18 protein-coding genes are annotated in these 18,852 nt (G+C 55.9%); 17 read left to right on the top strand and 1 reads right to left on the bottom strand.

Features of this window, described 5'->3' with window-relative positions:
* Positions 1–99 precede the first annotated feature (99 nt).
* The 5 genes from K5621_RS05080 to K5621_RS05060 are packed head-to-tail and all read left to right on the top strand — an operon-like array spanning position 100 to position 4,618.
* On the top strand, positions 100–819 hold the full coding sequence (locus K5621_RS05080) for a thermostable hemolysin (protein ID WP_221050610.1): 720 nt from the start codon (positions 100–102) through the stop codon (positions 817–819).
* On the top strand, positions 816–2,447 hold the full coding sequence (locus tag K5621_RS05075) for an AMP-binding protein (protein ID WP_221050609.1): 1,632 nt from the start codon (positions 816–818) through the stop codon (positions 2,445–2,447). Before K5621_RS05080 ends, K5621_RS05075 begins: the two co-directional genes overlap by 4 nt.
* On the top strand, positions 2,447–3,118 hold the full coding sequence (locus K5621_RS05070) for an iron-containing redox enzyme family protein (RefSeq protein ID WP_044735010.1): 672 nt from the start codon (positions 2,447–2,449) through the stop codon (positions 3,116–3,118). The genes K5621_RS05075 and K5621_RS05070 overlap by 1 nt, the downstream gene beginning before the upstream one ends.
* 14 nt (positions 3,119–3,132) lie before the next feature.
* A complete protein-coding gene (locus K5621_RS05065; protein ID WP_221050608.1) occupies positions 3,133–3,978 on the top strand; it encodes an SDR family oxidoreductase in 846 nt (281 codons plus the stop codon).
* Complete coding sequence (locus tag K5621_RS05060) at positions 3,965–4,618, top strand: tetratricopeptide repeat protein (RefSeq protein ID WP_025011680.1); 654 nt, start codon at positions 3,965–3,967, stop codon at positions 4,616–4,618. Before K5621_RS05065 ends, K5621_RS05060 begins: the two co-directional genes overlap by 14 nt.
* Before the next feature lie 169 nt (positions 4,619–4,787).
* Here K5621_RS05060 and K5621_RS05055 read toward each other — a convergent pair whose 3' ends face one another.
* Complete coding sequence (locus K5621_RS05055; protein ID WP_165565491.1) at positions 4,788–5,288, bottom strand: zinc ribbon-containing protein; 501 nt, start codon at positions 5,286–5,288, stop codon at positions 4,788–4,790.
* Between the two features lie 122 nt (positions 5,289–5,410).
* On the opposite strand from K5621_RS05055, the gene leuS reads away from it, so the two are divergent.
* The 12 genes from leuS to K5621_RS04995 all read left to right on the top strand — a co-directional run bounded on the left by leuS (position 5,411) and on the right by K5621_RS04995 (position 18,829).
* Positions 5,411–7,990: a leucine--tRNA ligase gene (leuS, locus tag K5621_RS05050; protein WP_221050607.1), complete on the top strand. Its 2,580-nt coding sequence runs from the start codon at positions 5,411–5,413 to the stop codon at positions 7,988–7,990.
* 17 nt (positions 7,991–8,007) lie between these two features.
* Complete coding sequence (locus K5621_RS05045; protein ID WP_025011678.1) at positions 8,008–8,517, top strand: LPS-assembly lipoprotein LptE; 510 nt, start codon at positions 8,008–8,010, stop codon at positions 8,515–8,517.
* Positions 8,517–9,548 carry a DNA polymerase III subunit delta gene (gene holA / locus K5621_RS05040; RefSeq protein WP_221050606.1) on the top strand — a complete coding sequence of 344 codons (1,032 nt, stop codon included), beginning with the start codon at positions 8,517–8,519 and terminating at the stop codon, positions 9,546–9,548. Before K5621_RS05045 ends, holA begins: the two co-directional genes overlap by 1 nt.
* A gap of 9 nt (positions 9,549–9,557) precedes the next feature.
* Positions 9,558–10,250, top strand: a complete 693-nt coding sequence (gene nadD / locus K5621_RS05035; protein WP_100142937.1) for a nicotinate-nucleotide adenylyltransferase — start codon at positions 9,558–9,560, stop codon at positions 10,248–10,250.
* A gap of 91 nt (positions 10,251–10,341) precedes the next feature.
* On the top strand, positions 10,342–10,671 hold the full coding sequence (rsfS, locus tag K5621_RS05030; protein ID WP_025011675.1) for a ribosome silencing factor: 330 nt from the start codon (positions 10,342–10,344) through the stop codon (positions 10,669–10,671).
* On the top strand, positions 10,671–11,141 hold the full coding sequence (gene rlmH / locus K5621_RS05025) for a 23S rRNA (pseudouridine(1915)-N(3))-methyltransferase RlmH (protein WP_039034324.1): 471 nt from the start codon (positions 10,671–10,673) through the stop codon (positions 11,139–11,141). The genes rsfS and rlmH overlap by 1 nt, the downstream gene beginning before the upstream one ends.
* An 87-nt stretch (positions 11,142–11,228) precedes the next feature.
* The gene (mrdA, locus tag K5621_RS05020) at positions 11,229–13,073 is read left to right on the top strand and encodes a penicillin-binding protein 2 (RefSeq protein WP_373289296.1); all 1,845 of its coding nucleotides are present in this window, start codon (positions 11,229–11,231) and stop codon (positions 13,071–13,073) included.
* On the top strand, positions 13,057–14,160 hold the full coding sequence (gene rodA, locus K5621_RS05015) for a rod shape-determining protein RodA (RefSeq protein ID WP_100142935.1): 1,104 nt from the start codon (positions 13,057–13,059) through the stop codon (positions 14,158–14,160). Before mrdA ends, rodA begins: the two co-directional genes overlap by 17 nt.
* An 11-nt stretch (positions 14,161–14,171) precedes the next feature.
* On the top strand, positions 14,172–15,167 hold the full coding sequence (gene mltB, locus K5621_RS05010) for a lytic murein transglycosylase B (protein ID WP_221050605.1): 996 nt from the start codon (positions 14,172–14,174) through the stop codon (positions 15,165–15,167).
* Positions 15,154–15,945, top strand: a complete 792-nt coding sequence (locus K5621_RS05005; RefSeq protein ID WP_221050604.1) for a septal ring lytic transglycosylase RlpA family protein — start codon at positions 15,154–15,156, stop codon at positions 15,943–15,945. Before mltB ends, K5621_RS05005 begins: the two co-directional genes overlap by 14 nt.
* Positions 15,946–16,073: 128 nt before the next feature.
* Positions 16,074–17,255: a serine hydrolase gene (locus K5621_RS05000; protein ID WP_100142932.1), complete on the top strand. Its 1,182-nt coding sequence runs from the start codon at positions 16,074–16,076 to the stop codon at positions 17,253–17,255.
* A 272-nt stretch (positions 17,256–17,527) separates the two neighbouring features.
* A complete protein-coding gene (locus K5621_RS04995) occupies positions 17,528–18,829 on the top strand; it encodes a DEAD/DEAH box helicase (protein ID WP_221050603.1) in 1,302 nt (433 codons plus the stop codon).
* Positions 18,830–18,852: the final 23 nt, after the last annotated feature.

Below are 18,852 nucleotides of genomic sequence, written 5' to 3'. Positions count from 1 at the left end.
ATTTTTATCTAATTGATAAAATATTAATGGACACATAAGTATTTCTTAAGACTGCTTTTCTAGGCTCTGGATACTGGTTAACAGATCCGGAGTATCTCTATGGTCAAGCAGTTTCCCCTGTCTGTCCTGGAAAAGGACGTCCCAAGCTCTGCCAACCCACCTCATGTGCTTCCCGAGTGTCGCCTGTTCCATGAGCAGGCAGAGGGCCGCACTGAGGTCGAAGACTATATCGCCGCCAAGTATTTTCAGGTGCATGGTGCCAAGCTCAAGGAATTTTTGCCTTTCTTACTGCAGCTGAGCATGAAGGGGCAGCCTCAGGGTGCCTTCGGCCTCAGAGCCGGTTGCTACTACCCCTTGTTTCTGGAGCAATACCTAGAAGCCCCCATAGAGCAACAGGTGGCGCTGCTGGCCAAACGCCCGGTGGACAGGGCTTCCTTGGTAGAGGTGGGCAATCTGGCACTGACCAACAAGAGTTCGGGGCCACTGCTGCTGGTACTGCTTGCAGCTACTCTGGCCAGAGCCGGTTTTGAGTATATGGTCTTTACCGTCACAGAGCAGGTGGAGGCGCTGATGAAACTGCTGGGCTTTTCGCCCATGCTGCTCTGTAGCGCCGATCCAAAGCGACTGGAAGGTGACAGCGCCATTTGGGGCAATTACTACCGCAACAACCCCAGAGTCATGATTGGCGATCTGCGCCTCGCCCAAGAGGTGATAGACACCAGCCCCCGCTTGAGACGACTGGCACAAAGGCACGAATTGGATATCAACACCATGGCGGCCGAATTGGCTTATGCCAGGACCCGGGAGCCAAGTCTATGACTCCATCGCCCCCATTAAGCCACGCCAATACCTCTGAGTCGGGCACCGGAACCAACCTTGATTGGGATATTCTAGGCAAACTCAACGGCGAAGATCAGGCCATTGCCCTTAGCGATGCTGGGCGGCAACTCAGCTACCTTGAACTGAAAACAGAAATCCGCCGCAACAGTGACTTCCTCAAACGCCTCAATATCCGCAGCTTGGCACTTCATGCCGGCAACAGTGTGCAGTGGGCAATACTGGATCTCGCCTGTCAGCAGGCGGGAGTTCTTTGCCTGCCCTTGCCGCTGTTTTTCTCCCAAGAGCAGTTGGCAAACTGCCTTGAACAAACCTCGGTTGAGCTGGTGCTCAGCGAAAGCCCACAAATTCAGCCTTGTTTACCAAAGGGCTTCGCGCCTTACCAAGGTCTCAGTGAACTGGGCTGCAATCTATACGGCTGGCAACTATACGGCTGGCATTTATACGGCAGACAGTTATACGACGAGCAGCTCTGCGACGGACATCCGGGCCAACAGAGCACTTGCGCCGAGAAAGTGGCGGCTTTTCCACAAGTCCCTCAGGGCACCGCCAAAATTACCTTTACCTCAGGCTCTACCGGTAATCCCAAGGGAGTGTGTCTCAGCAGCGAGCATCAATGGCGGGTGGCCGAATCACTTGCCACAGTCACGGCCCTGCCCAGCCCCAGGCATCTTTGTCTGTTGCCCTTGAGCACCTTGCTGGAAAACATCGCCGGTATCTACAGCCCCTTGCTGTGCGGCGGCACTGTGCTGCTGCCCTCGGATAAAGCACGCGGCATGCACGGCAGCTCAAGACTCGACAGCCGGGCGCTGCTGCAGACCATAAGCCAAGCGCAGCCGAGCAGCATGATCCTCATTCCTCAGTTGCTGACACTGCTGGTCGGGGCCTGCGAGCAAGGTTGGCAAGTGCCAAACTCACTGCGCTTTGTCGCCGTTGGTGGCGGCAAGGTCGCCCCCGAGTTACTGCTGCGGGCCAGGGAGCTTGGATTGCCGGTTTATGAAGGTTACGGCCTGTCGGAATGCGGCTCAGTCGTGGCGCTCAACACCCCGGATAAAGACACTCCCGGCTTTGCCGGCACTGTGTTGCCTCACTGCAAAGTCACCATTCGCGGCGGCGAAATCCATGTCGGCGGCGCCAGTCATCTGGGGTATCTCGGCCAACCCGAGACTTGGGGTCAGGGAGAAATCGCCACCGGCGACCTTGGCCAACTCGATAAAGGTGTGCTCACCATTAGCGGGCGCCGCAAGCATCTGCTTATCAGCTCCTTTGGCCGCAATATCAGCCCTGAGTGGGTGGAGTCGGCGCTGATGGCCAAACCGCTGCTGAGTCAGTGTATGGTCCTTGGCGACGCCAAACCCTGGCTCAGCGCGCTGCTGTGCGCTCCGCTCCAAGTCAGCAATGAGCAGCTCCAGGCCTGGCTGGATGCGGTCAATGCCACACTGCCCGACTACGCCAGGATCAAACGCTGGATAAGACTGAATGAAACCGAGCTCAAGCCTCACACCACCGCCAACGGCAGGGTCAAGCGCGCCTCACTGCTGAGCGCCCTGGCCGCTCAAATAGAACAGCTCTATCTATCCGAAACCCCATATCTTGAGGGAGCCCTATAATGAATTTCTACGACCAATTACAACAAGCAACCCAGAGCGGACGCGAGTATCTGCTGGCCAGTCCTATCATAGGCAAATGCCTGCAAGGAGAGATAAGCCTGGAGGAATATGTCGCCTTCCTGCACCAGGCCTATCACCATGTGAAGCACACTTCGCCGCTGCTCATGGCCACAGGCGCCAGACTGCCGGAAAGCAAGGAATGGCTCAGGGTGGCGGTAGCCGAGTATATCGAAGAGGAGCAAGGCCACCAGGAGTGGATCCTCAATGACATAGCCGCCTGCGGTTTTGACAAGGAAAAGGCCAGACGCAGCACACCGCTGTTTGCCACCGAAGTCATGGTGGCTTACGCCTACGACATGGTGAATCGGGTAAGTCCGCTGGGCTTTTTCGGCATGGTCAATGTACTGGAAGGCACCAGCATTAATCTGGCGCTGCTGGCGGCCGAGAAAGTGCAATCGCGCCTGGGGCTGCCGGATTCAGCCTTCAGTTATCTCAAGTCTCACGGCGAGCTGGACAAGCAACATATCCATTTCTTTGAGGGGCTGATGAACCGGATTGAGGATCCCGAAGAGCAGGCCTTGATCATTCACGCCGCCAACAATTTCTACCGCCTCTACGGCAACATCTTCCGCGAGCTGGCACCGGCCCAGGCCTTGGCGCTGGCCTCCTAAAAACGGTGATCAATATGGAACTCAAGCATCTGAATATCATCATCACCGGCGCCAGTGGCGGCATCGGCAGCGCCATCGCCAGGGCATTGGCGGCCAAAGGCGCCAGATTGCTGCTCTGCGGCCGGGATCAAGCCAAGCTCGATGCCCTGAAACAGAGCCTTGCTGGGGAGCATCACACCTTAAGCGCCGATCTGAGCAGCAGTGGTGGTCAGTGTCAGCTGCGCCAAGCCGTCGGGGTGTTCAGCCCCAAGGTGTTAATCAACTGCCTCGGGGTCAATCAACTCAGCATGCTGGAAGCCAGCGACACCTGTGATACCCGCGCCATGATGGCGGTGAACCTGGAGGCGCCCATCAACTGTTGCCGCACCCTGCTGCCCTTGCTCAAACGCCAGTCCGAGGCCGCCATCATCAATGTCGGTTCCATTCTCGGCAGCATAGGCTACCCGGGTTCCAGTCTTTACTGCGCCAGCAAGTTTGGCCTCAGGGGTTTTACCGAAGCACTGGAGCGGGAGTTGGCCGACAGCAAGATTAAGGTACTCTATTTCGCCCCCAGAGCCACGGATACCGAACTCAACACAGAATCGATGCGCCAGCTCAATTCGGCTCTCGGCAACCGTCAGGACAGCCCTGAGTGGGTGGCCGACATCCTCTGCCGCGATCTGGCCGATAATCGCCGGGGCCGCCGTTTTATCGGTTGGCCGGAAAAGCTGTTTGTGCGGATAAACGCCCTGCTGCCCGGCCTGGTTAACAATGATACCCGCAAGAAACTGCCACTTATCCGCCAGTTTTGCCAAAGGGCCATGCCAATACAAGACACGGCCAACCCCATCACCGAAGGAGAGAAACATGAAGCCATTTAAACTCTTGTGCCTGAGCGCAGCGCTGCTGGTGAGTCCTTCGCTCTGGGCCGATGACGCCAGCGATCTGGCCGTCAAACAGCTGCAACACGACTGGGCCATCAACAACTATCAACTCAGCGGCGACGAGCAGGAAAAAGCCTTCGTTAAACTGCTAAAGCTGGCAGATGAGTCGGTGCAGTCCCACCCCCAAAGTACGGGCGTGCGCATCTGGCACGGGATAATCAACTCTACCTATGCCGGGGTCAGCGGCGGCCTCGGTGCCCTCAAATATGCCAAGCGGGCTCGCAGTGATTTCGAGCAGGCGCTTAAGCAAGATCCCACCGCGCTCAAGGGCTCGGCCTATACCAGTCTTGGGGTGCTTTACTACAAGGTGCCCGGCTGGCCGCTAGGCTTTGGGGACGATGACAAGGCCGAGGAGTTACTGAAACAAGCGTTGGAGCTCAACCCCGATGGTATAGACAGCAACTACTTTTACGGCGACTTCCTGTTGGAAGAGGACAGGTATGACGAAGCCCTGCCTTTCCTGCAAAAAGCGCTCGAAGCCGCCCCAAGGCCGGGGCGCGAGCTGGCAGATGCGGGTCGCAAGCAGGAAATCAAGGCCGCACTCGCCAAAATCGCCGCCTATCGCGATAACAGTTGATCAAAACCCGTGTTGAGAAACGGCACATCTGCAGCCAAAACCTGTCAGTCTCAGTTTCAAACGGCATCAACAATATAGAAAACGCAGGCCGAAGCCTGCGTTTTTATTTCTGTGCGTTTAAGGGCTTTCCCTTGAGCTCCAAGCCATTGAAAGCCGGAACATCTATGACTCAGGGCGCCAGCGCTTCACGGGTAAATTCCGAGTGGTCACACTCGGGGCAGTCTGGAATAACGCCTGGGAACTCAAAGTCCATCTCATGGCCGCAGTTGCTGCAGACCATCTTGCCCTGACTGACGATATCACCGCTCTGATAATAACCATGGTGTTTGAACTCATGGGCCAGTTCATGCCACTCCACCTGGCTACGGTCACTGATTTCGCCCAGCCAGTGCCAGAGGGTGTTTTCCAGTGTCAGCATAGTGGGGCTGTAACTGATGTCATCTTCCGTTTGGCTCTGGATATAGCTGGCGATATCCCGCTTAAGGAATTCCTCGACCAGAGACAGCTCGGCCTCACCGGCTTGCTGCTTGATAGCCAAATACTCTTTCCCTTCCTTGATAGAGTTAAATAAGCTCTTAACTGTCAATGAGTTATCTTGGTTATACTGTTGTTTGACTCTGTCAATCAAGGCCTGATACAGCGCCAGTAACTCCGTACTTCTCTCACTCATGGCCAATACTCCTTTAAGACGAACCTTTCTTAATGACTCACTTCTGGTTTATTCTATGCAGATCTAAACGGCGCAGTATAGCGCGCATGTCAAAATAATGGGCGGCATTGCCGAAAAACCTGATGCAAGAGCAATATAATCCCTCAGAAATCGAAGCCAAAGTGCAAACGCACTGGGCAGAAAAGAAAACTTTTGAAGTCACCGAAGATCCGAATAAAGAGAAGTTCTACTGCCTCTCTATGTTCCCCTATCCTTCAGGTCGGCTGCATATGGGACACGTGCGTAACTACACCATAGGTGACGTAGTTTCCCGTTTCCAGCGTCTGCAGGGTAAAAATGTGCTTCAGCCCATCGGCTGGGATGCCTTCGGTCTACCGGCAGAAAATGCCGCGATCAAGAACGCCACTGCGCCGGCGCCTTGGACCTATGAAAACATAGATTACATGAAGAACCAGCTGAAAATGCTGGGTTTTGGCTACGACTGGAGCCGTGAAATTGCCACCTGTACCCCGGAATACTATCGCTGGGAACAGTGGTTCTTCACCAAACTGTATGAAAAAGGCTTGGTGTACAAGAAGACCTCTTCGGTCAACTGGTGCCCCAATGACCAGACAGTACTGGCCAACGAGCAGGTTATCGATGGTTGCTGCTGGCGCTGCGACACTGTGGTTGAGCAAAAAGAGATCCCTCAGTGGTTTATCAAGATCACTCAGTACGCCGAAGAGCTGCTGAATGATATCGATACCCTCGAAGGTTGGCCTGAGCAGGTCAAGACCATGCAGCGTAACTGGATTGGTCGCTCCGAAGGGGTCGAGATGACCTTCAAGGTGGCCAGTTCTGACGATAGCTTCGACATCTACACCACACGTCCGGATACCGTGATGGGCGTGACCTATGTGGCCATTGCCGCCGGTCACCCGCTGGCCGAGAAAGCCGCCGCCAACAACCCGGCGCTGGCAGCCTTTGTTGAAGAGTGCAAGCAGAGCACCGCCTCCGAGGCCGAGCTGGCCACTATGGAGAAGAAAGGTGTCGATACCGGCCTCAAGGCAATCCACCCGCTGACAGGTGAAGAAGTCCCGGTTTGGGCCGCCAACTTTGTCCTGATGAACTATGGTACCGGCGCCGTAATGTCGGTTCCCGGCCACGACCAGCGTGACTATGAATTCGCCACCAAGTATGGCCTGGCTATCAAAGGTGTGATTAAGCCTGCCGATGGCGAGCTGGATATCTCTGAAGCCGCTTACACTGAAAAAGGCATACTGTTCAACTCAGGTGAGTTCGATGGTCTGGACTTTGAAGCCGCCTTCAACGCCATCGCCGACAAGCTGAGTGCCGAAGGCAAAGGCAAGCGCCAGGTTAATTTCCGCCTGCGCGACTGGGGCGTCAGCCGCCAGCGCTACTGGGGCGCACCTATCCCTATGGTGACTCTGGAAGACGGCACTGTGATGCCCACGCCTGAAGAACAACTGCCGGTCATTCTGCCGGAAGACGTGGTCATGGATGGGGTCCAGAGCCCAATCAAGGCCGACAAAGAGTGGGCCAAGACCACAGTCAACGGCCAAAATGCCCTGCGCGAAACCGACACCTTCGACACCTTTATGGAGTCCAGCTGGTACTATGCCCGCTACTGCTCGCCCAAGGCAGATCAGATGCTGGATCCAGCCAAGGCTGACTACTGGCTGCCGGTAGATCAATACATAGGCGGTATCGAACACGCCTGTATGCACCTGTTGTACTTCCGCTTCTTCCACAAACTGCTGCGCGATGCCGGTTTGGTTAACTCCAATGAACCTGCCAAGCGTCTGTTGACTCAAGGCATGGTACTGGCCGATGCCTTCTACTACAGCAACGAGAAAGGCGCCCGCGTTTGGGTATCGCCATTGGAAGTGACCGTGGTTGAGAAAGACGACAAGGGTCGGATCCTCAAGGCGGTGGACAGCGAAGGCCATGAGCTGACTTACACCGGCATGAGCAAGATGTCCAAGTCGAAGAACAACGGCATCGATCCGCAAGTGATGGTAGAGAAGTACGGCGCCGATACTGTGCGACTGTTCATGATGTTTGCCGCACCACCGGAGCTGACACTGGAATGGCAGGAGTCAGGCGTGGAAGGTGCCCACCGCTTTATCAAGCGTCTGTGGAAACTGGCCCATGACCATATCGCCAAGGGCGCGGCTCCAGCGCTGGATATAACGGCACTGACCGGCGAGCAGAAAACGCTGCGTCGCGAACTGCACAAGACCATCGCCAAGGTGACCGACGATATCGGCCGCCGTCAGATGTTCAACACCGCCATTGCTGCTGTGATGGAACTGATGAATGCGCTGCAAAAGGCTCCGCAAGAAACCGAGCAGGACAGAGCCCTGATGGCCGAAGCCCTGTCGGCCATTGTGCGTCTCTTGTACCCCATCACCCCGCACCTGAGCTTCAACCTGTGGCAGGAGCTGGGCATGGAAGGCGATATCGAGTCAGCCAGCTGGCCTGAAACCGACGAATCCGCACTGGTCGAAGACAGCAAGCTTATCGTGGTGCAGGTCAACGGTAAGCTCAGAGCCAAGATCACTGTGGCGGCCGATGCTGCCAAGGAAGAGGTCGAAGCCCTGGGTCTGGCCGATGAGCAGGTGATGAAGCACACCGAAGGCAAGACCATCCGCAAGGTGATCTATGTTCCCGGCAAACTGCTGAACATAGTCGCCAACTGAGAAAAAACAGGACATCCATGCTGAAACTATCTTTAAGCGTGAAGCAGTTGATGTTCGCCCTGCTGGCACTGGTCGTTATGACCAGTGCCGGTTGCGGCTTTCAACTTCAGGGAAGTTATTCCATTCCGCCCGAGCTCAGCAAGTTGAGCCTGGAGAGCAGCGACAAATACAGCGAGCTGAGCCGCCTGGTGCGTGAGCGCCTGCGTCTCAACAATGTCGGCATAGAGGAACCCGCCAAGGGCATTCCCCGGCTGGTGCTGCTGAGCGACACTCTGGAGCGCTCAACCTTGTCGCTCTACCCCACAGGCAACGTCGCCGAATATGAACTCATCTACCATGTGCGTTTTGCCGTGTCTTTGCCGGGCAAGGAAGCACAGCCTTTCGATGTGGAAATCCGCCGCGATTATCTCGACGACCCTCGCACCGCCTTGGCCAAGAGCCGCGAGATGGAGTTGCTGGTCAAAGAGATGCGCATTCAGGCCGCCGATAACATCATCCAGACTCTGGCCGCCATTGAGGTGAACTGATGCGGGTCTATCCGGATCAGTTACACCGGCAGTTGTCGCCGCTGAAATCCTGCTATCTGCTGCTGGGCGACGATCCCTATCTGCTGGACAGCAGCAAGCGGCAAATCCTGGCTGCCGCCCGCAGCCAAGGCTTTGAAGAAAGGTTGCAACTGACTCAGGAAGCCAACTTCAACTGGCAGGATCTCGCCAACGAATGGCACGCCATGAGCCTGTTTGCCAGTCGCAGGATCATAGAACTCAACCTGCCCCAGGCCAAGCCGGGCGCCGATGGCGGCGCCATGCTGCAAAGCCTGATCGCCGAACAAAACCCGGATATTTTGCTTATCATCGACGGCCCCAAGCTTGGCCGCGATCAGCAAAACAGCAAGTGGTTCAAGGCCCTGGACAGTCAGGGTCTTTATGTTCCTTGCACCACCCCCGAAGGGGCTCAGTTCCAGCGCTGGCTCGACGGCCGTATTCAATACTATCGGCTCAATCTCAAAAACGATGCCAGAGCCATGCTGTATGCCCTCTACGAAGGCAATCTGCTGGCGGCCGATCAGGCGATGCAACTGCTGCAACTGCTGGCCGGTGCCCGTCCTGTGGACAGCGAAGAGCTGAGCCGCTACTTCGAAGATCAATCCCGCTTCAGCGTGTTCCAATTGACCGATGCCCTGCTGGCCAACCAACAGGATAAGGCCCAGCATATCCTCGCCCAGCTCAAGGCCGAAGAAACCGCCATGCCCATTATCCATTGGGCGCTGCAAAAGGAGCTGACCTTGCTGCTGACACTGCAATCGGCCCGCAGTCAGGGCGAGAGCCTCAATAGCCTGTTCGGCAAGCATAGAATTTGGGACAAGCGCAAGCCGCTCTATCAGGGCGCCCTCACCCGGCTGAGCCTGGAAGCCATAGAGTCCATGCTGGCTATCGCCTCCAAACTGGAGCTGGCATTGAAACAGCAAGGCCAGGAAAACTGGACCGGCCTGTCCCATCTGTGTTTGCTGTTCGATCCCAAGGCGGCACGTCATCTTGGCCATATTGAGTTCGACTGAGGAGACCGGATGCGTATCGGGCTGATGGGCGGTACTTTCGACCCTGTTCATTATGGTCACCTCAAACCCGCGGCCGAAGTCAAAGCCCGGCTAGAGCTGGATAAGCTCTGGTTGCTGCCGAACCATATTCCGCCGCACAAGGCCAAGGCCACCGCCAGCAGCGAGCAGCGCCTGGCCATGCTTAAACTGGCCTGCGACGAGTTCCCCGATATGGACATTTGCGATATCGAGCTCAAGCGCAATGCCCCCTCCTATAGCGTCGCGACGCTGGAAGCGCTGCAGCAGGCTTTCCCTGGCGCCGAATTTCAATTCATCATGGGTACAGATTCCTTGCTGTCGCTGCCGAGCTGGCATCAATGGCAGCGGCTGTTTTCCCTGTGTAACCTGGTGGTTTGCCAGCGCCCGGACTGGCACCTGCCAAAGGACGCCGAAATCCAAACCGAACTGGCCCAAAGAGGCTGCTCGGTCGCCCAAGCCTTGGCGGCAAGAGCCTGTGACGATGCAAACGGCAATGACAGTAAGCATGACATTGAAAATGCGCAATACGGCAAAATCATCAGCCTCACGGTCGAGCCGCAGCCCTTCTCCTCCACGGCCATTCGCCGCGCCATCGCCGCCGGTGACATTAATGCCTGCCGCGCCACCATGCCCAAAGCCGTGCTCGAATATATAGTTGCAAACCGTCTCTATCTTGGCGGTTAACTGCGGTGGGTGGGCGATAAATGCTATGGGACTTGCCCGCCAGCGCTGATATACTACTGCGCTTGATCAAAAACATGAGAGGATCTTCAGCGTGCAAGGCACAGAACTGAAACAATTTGTTGTCGACAAGGTCGATGATCTCAAGGCACGGGACATAGTCGTGCTGGATGTCAGCAAAAAGTCCAACGTGACCGACTTTATGGTTATCTGCTCAGGCACATCCAAGACCCATGTTCGCGCCATTGCTGAAAATGTGGTTGCCGAAGCCAAACAAGCCGGTATGCAACCTCAAGGCGTAGAAGGCCGCGACAGCAGCGACTGGGTTCTGGTGGATCTGGGTGATGTGATTCTGCATGTGATGCAGGAGCAAACCCGCGAACATTACCAGTTGGAAAAACTCTGGTCTGACGCCAACGCCTGATGAAACTGCAACTCGTCGCCGTAGGCACCAAAATGCCGGACTGGGTCAGCAAGGGTTTCGCCGAGTACCAGCGCCGCTTTCCCAGGGACATGGCGCTGGAGCTGGTTGAAATCCCCGCCGGTAAGCGGGGCAAGAATGCCGATATCGCCCGTATTCTGCAAAAAGAGGGCGAAGCCATGTTGGCCGCGATCCCCAAGGGCAACCATATCGTCACTCTGGATCTGCCGGGCAGGAACTGGACGACTCCGGAACTCGCCTCTGCCATGGAGAAATGGCAGCTCGATGGCCGGGATGTCAGCCTGCTGATAGGCGGCCCGGAAGGCCTGGCTCCCGCCTGTAAACAGGCCGCCAGCCAAAGCTGGTGTCTGTCGGCCCTGACCCTGCCCCACCCCTTGGTAAGAGTCGTGGTGGCCGAGAGTCTGTACCGGGCCTGGAGCATCAACAACAATCATCCCTACCACAGGGAATAAGGCACCCAAGAGCCACTTGCATTAGCTGACTTTGCATTAACTGTTTGAGCCGGAGAGAATCCATTGCCGCGTAGAAAGCGAATAACCATGCATGATCACGCCGCCGAGGCGGCACTATTCAAACGCCGGGCGCTGTTTACCTTTGTCTGCGTGGTCGCTTTGCTCAGCCTGTTGCTCGGCAACCTCTACTATCTGCAGGTGGTCTCTTTCAAAGACTACGAAACCCGCTCCAATGATAACCGTATCCGAGTGGTGCCGCTGGCGCCCAGCCGCGGCCTGATCTATGACCGCAACGGCAAGCTGCTGGCAGAAAACCTGCCCTTCTACACTCTGGAGGTGATCCCAGAGAAGGTGAAGAATATGCAGCAGACGCTGGATGAACTCTCTACCGTTATCGACCTCAGTCAGGATGAGCGCGACAGCTTCACCGAGTCACTGAAATATCACCGCCGCTTCAAGCCCTTACCGCTTAAGACCCGGCTGACGGAAGACGAAGTAGCCCTGTTCAGCGTCAATCAACATAGGTTTGATGGTTTCTATATCGATGCCGGTCTCAAACGTCACTATCCCTACAGCAGCCTGCTGACCCATGTGCTCGGCTATGTCGGTAAAATCAACTCCAGGGACAGAGACGCGCTGGAACGCTCAGGTGACTGGAAAAACTATGCCGCCACCAAGGACATAGGCAAACAGGGGATAGAAAAGTTCTATGAGAGCCTACTCCACGGCGTACCCGGACATCTGGAGGAAGAGGTCAACAACCTAGGGCGCAGTGTCCGCACTCTCAAGGTGACCCAGCCAGAGCCAGGACAGGATATCTACCTGACACTGGATCTGCAGCTGCAGCAAAAGGCCACCGAACTCTTGAATGGCCGCCGCGGCTCAATCGTGGCGATAGACCCAAGAGACGGCGGTATTCTGGCCATGGTCTCCAGCCCCAGCTATGACCCGAACCAGTTTGTGCACGGGATCAGTTCCAAGGCTTACAGCGAACTGCTCAACAGCCGCTCGCGCCCCTTGATTAACCGCGCAACCCAAGGACAATATGCCCCGGCCTCCACGGTCAAGCCGCATCTGGCGCTCCTGGGGCTGGAAGATCAAACCATTAGCGAGAAGACCCGCATCTGGGATCCCGGCTTCTGGCAAATCCCCGGGGTCGACCGTAAATATCGCGACTGGAAACGCTGGGGCCACGGCTGGGTGGATGTCTATGACTCCATAGTTCACTCCTGCGATACCTTCTACTACGACATGGCCTACAAGGTGGGCATCGACAAGATTTCCGGCTTTATGGATCAATTCGGCTTCGGTCAAAATACCGGGGTGGATATCTTCGAAGAGTCTGCCGGGGTAATGCCATCGAGGGATTGGAAACGCCTCAAGTACAACCAACCCTGGTACATAGGCGACACCATCTCGGTCGGGATTGGTCAGGGTTACTGGACCACCACGCCGTTGCAGTTGGCCAATGCCACGGCCATTTTGGCCAACCGCGGCAAGCGTTTTACCCCGCACCTGCTCAAGGCCATCAAGGACAACACCGCCCGCATCGAGACGCCGGTGGATGAAAGACCGCCGATAGTGCTGAAAAATGCCCACAACTGGGAGGTCATCAACGAGGCGATGCGCCGCACCGCGCAGAAGAGTCGCTTCACCGATGCCAGTTATACCGCGGCGATGAAGACAGGTACCGCCCAGGTATTCAGCGTTGCCGAAGATGAGAAATATGATGCGGATTCCATAGACGAGCATCTGCGCGACAATGCGCTGGTTATCGCCTATGCCCCCTATGAGGATCCGAAAATTGTACTGGCCGTGGTACTGGAAAACGCCGGTTGGGGTGGCGCCAACGCCGGACCGGTTGCCCGGGCCATGCTGGACGAATATCTGCTACGGGATACCTGGGAGTTGAAACATGAGCCACAGCCGTAAACCCAATTTCTGGCAGCGGATACATATCGATCTGCCGCTGCTGCTCGGCATCCTGGGCCTGATGGGCTTTGGCCTGTTCGTCATCTATTCTGCCAGCGGCGAAGACCTGGCCATGATGGAAAGGCAGCTATTCCGTATGGGGCTGTCCCTTGGGCTGATGCTGTTTATCGCCCAGATTAACCCCGAGGTGTTTCGCCGCTGGGCTCTGCCCATCTATCTTGCCGGGGTCGCGCTGCTGCTGGGAGTGCATTTCTTCGGTGAGATCAATAAGGGCGCCCAACGCTGGCTCAACTTGGGCTTTATGGAGTTTCAGCCATCTGAACTGATGAAACTGGCCTTCCCGATCACCATGGCCTGGTTTATCTCCAAGTTTCCCTTGCCGCCGAAGAAGCGTTATCTGGCCGGCGCCGGGGTGATTTTGTTGATCCCCACCCTGCTTATCGCCAAACAACCGGATCTCGGTACCTCTATTCTGGTGGCCGCCTCGGGGATCTTTGTACTGTTTCTCTCCGGCATGAGCTGGGCCATTGTCGGTGGTTTTATCGCCGCTGTGTTGGCGCTGCTGCCGATTCTGTGGTTCTTTTTGATGCACGACTACCAGCGCAACCGGGTGATGACCCTGCTGGATCCCGAGGCCGATCCACTCGGTACCGGTTACCACATCATTCAGTCCAAGATTGCCATAGGCTCGGGCGGACTATGGGGCAAGGGCTGGCTCGATGGCACTCAATCGCAACTGGAGTTTTTGCCGGAGCGCCACACCGACTTTATCTTCGCCGTGATCGGCGAGGAGTTTGGCCTTATCGGCAGTCTGCTACTGTTGGCGCTCTACCTCTATGTGATCGGCCGCGGCCTGGTGATCGCCTCTAGGGCTCAAACCAGCTTTGCTCGCTTGCTGGCCGGCTCGCTGACCCTCACCTTCTTCGTCTATGTGTTTGTAAATATCGGTATGGTATCCGGTATTTTACCCGTGGTAGGAGTCCCGCTGCCGCTGATAAGTTATGGCGGCACCTCTATGCTGACATTGATGGCGGCTTTTGGCATTCTAATGAGCATTCACACCCATAGACGCTTCATCGACAGATAGGAACGCCTTAGATGCCGACATTCAAAAAGCTGCTTATCCCTATTGGCTTGTTGCTGAGTCTCAACCTCAGCGCCTGTGCCACCGCCGAGGTGCCCACTTCCGAACAGCTCAAGCAGGATTTTATCAAACAGCAACAGAGCCAAGGCTTTAGCCAGGAGGAAGTGGAAAGCTTCCTCGCCTCGGCCCAAAAAAACCAGGCGGTATTGGACGCCATCTCCAGCCCTTGGGAGGCCAAACCCTGGCATCAGTACTACCCCATTTTTCTGACCGAAAAGCGCCTCGAAGCCGGGCTGAGTTTCTGGCAACAGCACGAACAGACCATAGCGCGCGCCGCCAAGACCTATGGCGTGGATCCGCAAATCATAGTCGCCATTATCGGTATTGAAACCTTCTACGGCGGTTACATGGGCAAGTACCCGGTAATCGATGCCCTCTATACCTTGGGGTTCTACTACCCGCCACGGGCGACTTTCTTTCGCAGCGAGTTTGCCAAGCTGATGACGCTGCTTAAAGAGGAGCAGCTCGATAAGGAAACGCTCCTGGGCTCCTATGCCGGCGCCATGGGCTATGGCCAGTTTATTCCCTCAAGCTATCTGGCCTACGCCGTCGACTTTAATGGTGACGGCAAGCGGGATCTGCTGGGCAGTGTCGACGATGCCATAGGCTCAGTAGCCAACTATTTTCACCGTCACGGCTGGAAAGCTGGTGAGCCGGTGGCGCTGGAACTGAGCACCACGGCCACGCCCAAGGCCAAGGTCTGGAAGGGAGAAAAGCTCAATTACCAAGTGGCCGATATCCTCTCCCCCGAGGTGGCACTGAAGGAAAATCGGGATCTGGATGCCAGCCAAAAAGCGCTGCTTATCGAGCTGGAACAAGCCGATGCCAAAGAGTATTGGCTGGGGCTGAACAACTTCTATGTGATCACCCGTTACAATCGCAGCCCGCTGTATGCCATGGCGGTTTATCAATTCAGTGAACAACTCAAAGCCCACCATGACAAGACTTAAACTATTGCTGCCACTGACCGCCTCGATTCTGCTGGCCGCCTGTGCCGGCAACTCGGGCCGTTACACCATGAAAGATGATAGGCCTCCGGCCGATGCCCCGGATGTCTCCAAGGTGGAAGATGCCCATCCCAGGTTCGAGCCCTACAGCAAGCAGGGCAACAAGGATTACCAGGTCAGAGGCAAATCCTATCAGGTGATGCCGTCCGGCAGAGGCTACAAGGCCGAAGGGCTGGCTTCTTGGTATGGCGCCAAGTTTCACGGCCATCTGACCTCCAACGGTGAAACCTATGACATGTACTCCATGTCGGCGGCGCACAAGACATTGCCACTGCCCAGCTATGTCAGGGTCACCAACCTAGCCAACAACAAGAGCGTGGTGGTCAGGGTCAATGACCGTGGTCCCTTCCATCCCGACCGAGTGATAGATCTGTCCTACGCCGCGGCTTACCGGCTGGATATGCTGAAGACAGGCACCGCCAAGGTGAGGCTGGAAGTCCTGTTTGAAGACAGTGAAGAGAGCCAGACCATGGCCGAGCTTCGCAGCGACAATCTGCACTATGTACAGGTGATGGCATCTGGCTCGCGCGAGCGTCTGCTTGAGTTGGCTTCAGAGCTTGAAAGCAAGTACCAGGTCAAGAGCCGAATTACCGATGCCAAGCCGGTATATCGGCTGCAACTCGGGCCGGTCAGCCATGATGGTATTGCCGCCAAATTGCTGGAAAAACTGAAACAGGACGGCTTCCCGGGCAGCTATATGGTGACTGAACCAAAATCATAAGCGTTCAAAATTCCACCATCTTTTTAACTAATTAAGGAACCTTAACTGAAATATCGGGTCGACTAATGTTATACTCGCTGCGAATTTCAGCATATTTTCCGACTCCAACCAGAAGACGTATTCAGGTAATGATGAATTTTGTAAAAAGTCCCGCGAAAGCCTTTCTGTTGCTCGCCTGCGCCTCAGTTTCCGCCGCACAGGCCAACAATGCCCCGATAGTCGTCCCAGATGCACCAGATGTTGCCGCCAAGGCCTATGTCTTGATGGATTACAACTCAGGGCGCTTACTGGCGGAAAATAACGCCTACGAAAGCCTCAACCCTGCCAGCCTGACCAAGATGATGACCAGCTATGTCATAGGTCAGGAGATCAAGGCGGGTAATCTCTCCCCCGATGACGATGTCACTGTCAGCAAGAACGCCTGGTCGAAGAACTTCCCCGATTCCTCCAAGATGTTTATCGAAGTCGGCAAGACGGTCAAAGTCTCGGATCTGAACCGGGGTATCATCATCCAATCCGGTAACGATGCCTGTGTCGCCATGGCCGAACACATTGCAGGAACCGAAGGCGCCTTCGTCGATCTGATGAACTCCTGGGCCAAGCAGCTGGGCATGCGTGACAGCTACTTTGAAAACTCCCACGGTCTGGACTCAAACAACCATAAGTCCACCGCCTATGATATGGCGCTGCTGGGTGCGGCCCTCATCCGTGATGTACCCAACGAATACGATATCTACAAGGAAAAATCTTTTACCTACAACGGTATCAAACAGTACAACCGTAACGGCCTCTTGTGGGATAACAGCCTCAATGTCGACGGCATCAAGACAGGCCACACCTCGGGTGCCGGCTATAACCTGGTATCCTCGGCCACCAAAGACGGCATGCGCCTGATTGCCGTAGTCATGGGCACCAAGAGTGAAGCCGCCCGTAAGGCCGAGAGCAAGAAACTGCTCAACTATGGTTTCCGTTTCTTTGAAACCATCACCCCTTACAAGGCCGGTGACAGCTTTGTCACCCAGAAGATCTGGTATGGCGACCGTGACACAGTGGACTTAGGTGTAACCACTGACACTCCTGTGACCATCAACCGGGGCCAGGCTAAAAACCTGCAAGCCAACTTCGAACTGACCAAAGAGCTGACCGCACCGCTGGCCAAGGGTGAAGTCGTCGGCCGGGTATACTTCCAACTCGACGGTAAAGACATTGCTCAGTTCCCACTGGTGACATTGGAAGAAGTCAATGAAGGCAGCTGGTTCAGCAAGCTGATGGACTACTTCAAGCAGATGTTTGCCGGCTGGTTCAACTAAGCCGATAAATCGTGAGAGAATGCCGCCTGCGGGCGGCATTCTTGTATCTGCCCAAAACAGTGATATCCGCAATGCCTAAGGTCATTTATCCTTGCAGCGCAAGAATAAAGCAGAAATGAGCGGGCCTTGATGGATTTTTTTGCTATACTCCGCGCCCGCCCGGGTTATCCCGGCACTTGGCGTTTACTCAGGCCTGAGCTTCCGGCATTTGGGCCGCCGACACCCGAAACAGCTAAGACACACGCCAAGCGGTTGAATACAGGAATATCGAGATGAAGTTTGAATCTTACAGTTTTGCCCCCGAAATACTCCGTGCGCTCAAAGAGTGCGGTTATGAGAGCATGACACCGATTCAGAGACAGGCCATCCCTGCGGTTCGCCGCGGTCAGGACGTACTGGCCAGCGCCCAGACGGGCACAGGCAAGACAGCCGCCTTTGTGCTGCCTATTTTGCAGCGCCTGCAGGATAACCCGCTCGAACTCAAACCCGGCAATATCCGGGCCCTGATCCTGGCACCGACCCGTGAGCTGGTGTCCCAGGTTGCCGACAATGCCCGCCAATACGGCAAATACCTGCAGTTGTCGGTGGCCACCCTGTTTGGCGGCGTCAAGTCAGCATCTCAGGTCAACAAGCTCAAACAAGGCGCCGACATAGTGGTAGCCACTCCGGGGCGTTTACTGGAACAACTACTGGCCGGTAACCTGAGTCTGGGCTCGCTGGAAGTGCTGGTGTTGGATGAAGCCGACCGTATGCTGGATATGGGCTTTATCAACGATATCAACAAAATACTTCAGAACGCCGCCAAGCAGCGGCAAAATCTGATGTTCTCGGCCACCTTCTCTGGCGCGGTAAGGCGCCTGGCCGATGAGATAATGAACAAGCCCAAGGTCATCACGGCCGACCGCCAGAACACCACAGCGGTGACCGTCAGCCAGGTGGTCTACCCGGTAGAGCAGCGCCGCAAGCGTGAACTCCTATCTGAGCTTATCGGGCGCAAGAACTGGCAGCAGGTGCTGGTGTTTACCGCCACCCGTGAAGATGCGGATCATCTGGTCAAGGAGCTGAATCTCGACGGTATCGCCAGTGCCGTGGTACACAGTGAAAAAGCCCAGGGCAGCCGCCGCCGGGCACTCAGAGAATTCAAGGAAGGCAAGGTACGGGTGTTGGTATCCACCGAAGTGGCCGCCCGCGGCCTGGATATTCCGGATCTTGAGTATGTGGTCAATTACGATCTGCCCTTCCTGGCTGAGGACTATGTGCACCGTATCGGTCGCACCGGCCGCGCCGGCAAGACGGGGGTCGCCATCTCTTTTGTCAGCCGCGAAGAAGAGCGCACCCTGGCCGACATCGAAAAACTGATTGGCCAAAAACTCAAGCGCATCATGATGCCAGGCTATGAAGTGAGTAATCGCGATCTCCTGCTCAAGCAACTGCAAAAGCGCCGCAGCTTCGCCAAGAAAAAGCCGGGCGCCAGCAGCGCATCGGAGCAGGTCGCAGCGGAAAAGAGCATGTCCGGCCGCAGAGTTAAGGTTAAAGTCGGCTCCAGCGGCATCAAGCCCAAGAAGCTCAAATGAGCCGCCCCGCTTGACGGGCTTTT

This window comes from Shewanella carassii (genome assembly GCF_019670705.1).
In the GTDB taxonomy this organism is placed as follows: Bacteria; Pseudomonadota; Gammaproteobacteria; order Enterobacterales; family Shewanellaceae; genus Shewanella; species Shewanella carassii.
The sequence above is the reverse complement of the archived record's forward strand: the minus strand, read 5'-3'. Positions and strand labels throughout refer to the sequence as shown.

What these genes read in the sequence shown, in the direction of transcription:
- K5621_RS05080 (WP_221050610.1), top strand. Translation starts at nt 100, where the DNA reads ATGGTCAAGCAGTTTCCCCTGTCTGTCCTGGAAAAGGACGTCCCAAGC.
- K5621_RS05075 (WP_221050609.1), top strand. Translation starts at nt 816, where the DNA reads ATGACTCCATCGCCCCCATTAAGCCACGCCAATACCTCTGAGTCGGGC.
- K5621_RS05070 (WP_044735010.1), top strand. Translation starts at nt 2,447, where the DNA reads ATGAATTTCTACGACCAATTACAACAAGCAACCCAGAGCGGACGCGAG.
- K5621_RS05065 (WP_221050608.1), top strand. Translation starts at nt 3,133, where the DNA reads ATGGAACTCAAGCATCTGAATATCATCATCACCGGCGCCAGTGGCGGC.
- K5621_RS05060 (WP_025011680.1), top strand. Translation starts at nt 3,965, where the DNA reads ATGAAGCCATTTAAACTCTTGTGCCTGAGCGCAGCGCTGCTGGTGAGT.
- K5621_RS05055 (WP_165565491.1), bottom strand. Translation starts at nt 5,288, where the DNA reads ATGAGTGAGAGAAGTACGGAGTTACTGGCGCTGTATCAGGCCTTGATT.
- leuS (WP_221050607.1), top strand. Translation starts at nt 5,411, where the DNA reads ATGCAAGAGCAATATAATCCCTCAGAAATCGAAGCCAAAGTGCAAACG.
- K5621_RS05045 (WP_025011678.1), top strand. Translation starts at nt 8,008, where the DNA reads ATGCTGAAACTATCTTTAAGCGTGAAGCAGTTGATGTTCGCCCTGCTG.
- holA (WP_221050606.1), top strand. Translation starts at nt 8,517, where the DNA reads ATGCGGGTCTATCCGGATCAGTTACACCGGCAGTTGTCGCCGCTGAAA.
- nadD (WP_100142937.1), top strand. Translation starts at nt 9,558, where the DNA reads ATGCGTATCGGGCTGATGGGCGGTACTTTCGACCCTGTTCATTATGGT.
- rlmH (WP_039034324.1), top strand. Translation starts at nt 10,671, where the DNA reads ATGAAACTGCAACTCGTCGCCGTAGGCACCAAAATGCCGGACTGGGTC.
- mrdA (WP_373289296.1), top strand. Translation starts at nt 11,229, where the DNA reads ATGCATGATCACGCCGCCGAGGCGGCACTATTCAAACGCCGGGCGCTG.
- rodA (WP_100142935.1), top strand. Translation starts at nt 13,057, where the DNA reads ATGAGCCACAGCCGTAAACCCAATTTCTGGCAGCGGATACATATCGAT.
- mltB (WP_221050605.1), top strand. Translation starts at nt 14,172, where the DNA reads ATGCCGACATTCAAAAAGCTGCTTATCCCTATTGGCTTGTTGCTGAGT.
- K5621_RS05005 (WP_221050604.1), top strand. Translation starts at nt 15,154, where the DNA reads ATGACAAGACTTAAACTATTGCTGCCACTGACCGCCTCGATTCTGCTG.
- K5621_RS05000 (WP_100142932.1), top strand. Translation starts at nt 16,074, where the DNA reads ATGATGAATTTTGTAAAAAGTCCCGCGAAAGCCTTTCTGTTGCTCGCC.
- K5621_RS04995 (WP_221050603.1), top strand. Translation starts at nt 17,528, where the DNA reads ATGAAGTTTGAATCTTACAGTTTTGCCCCCGAAATACTCCGTGCGCTC.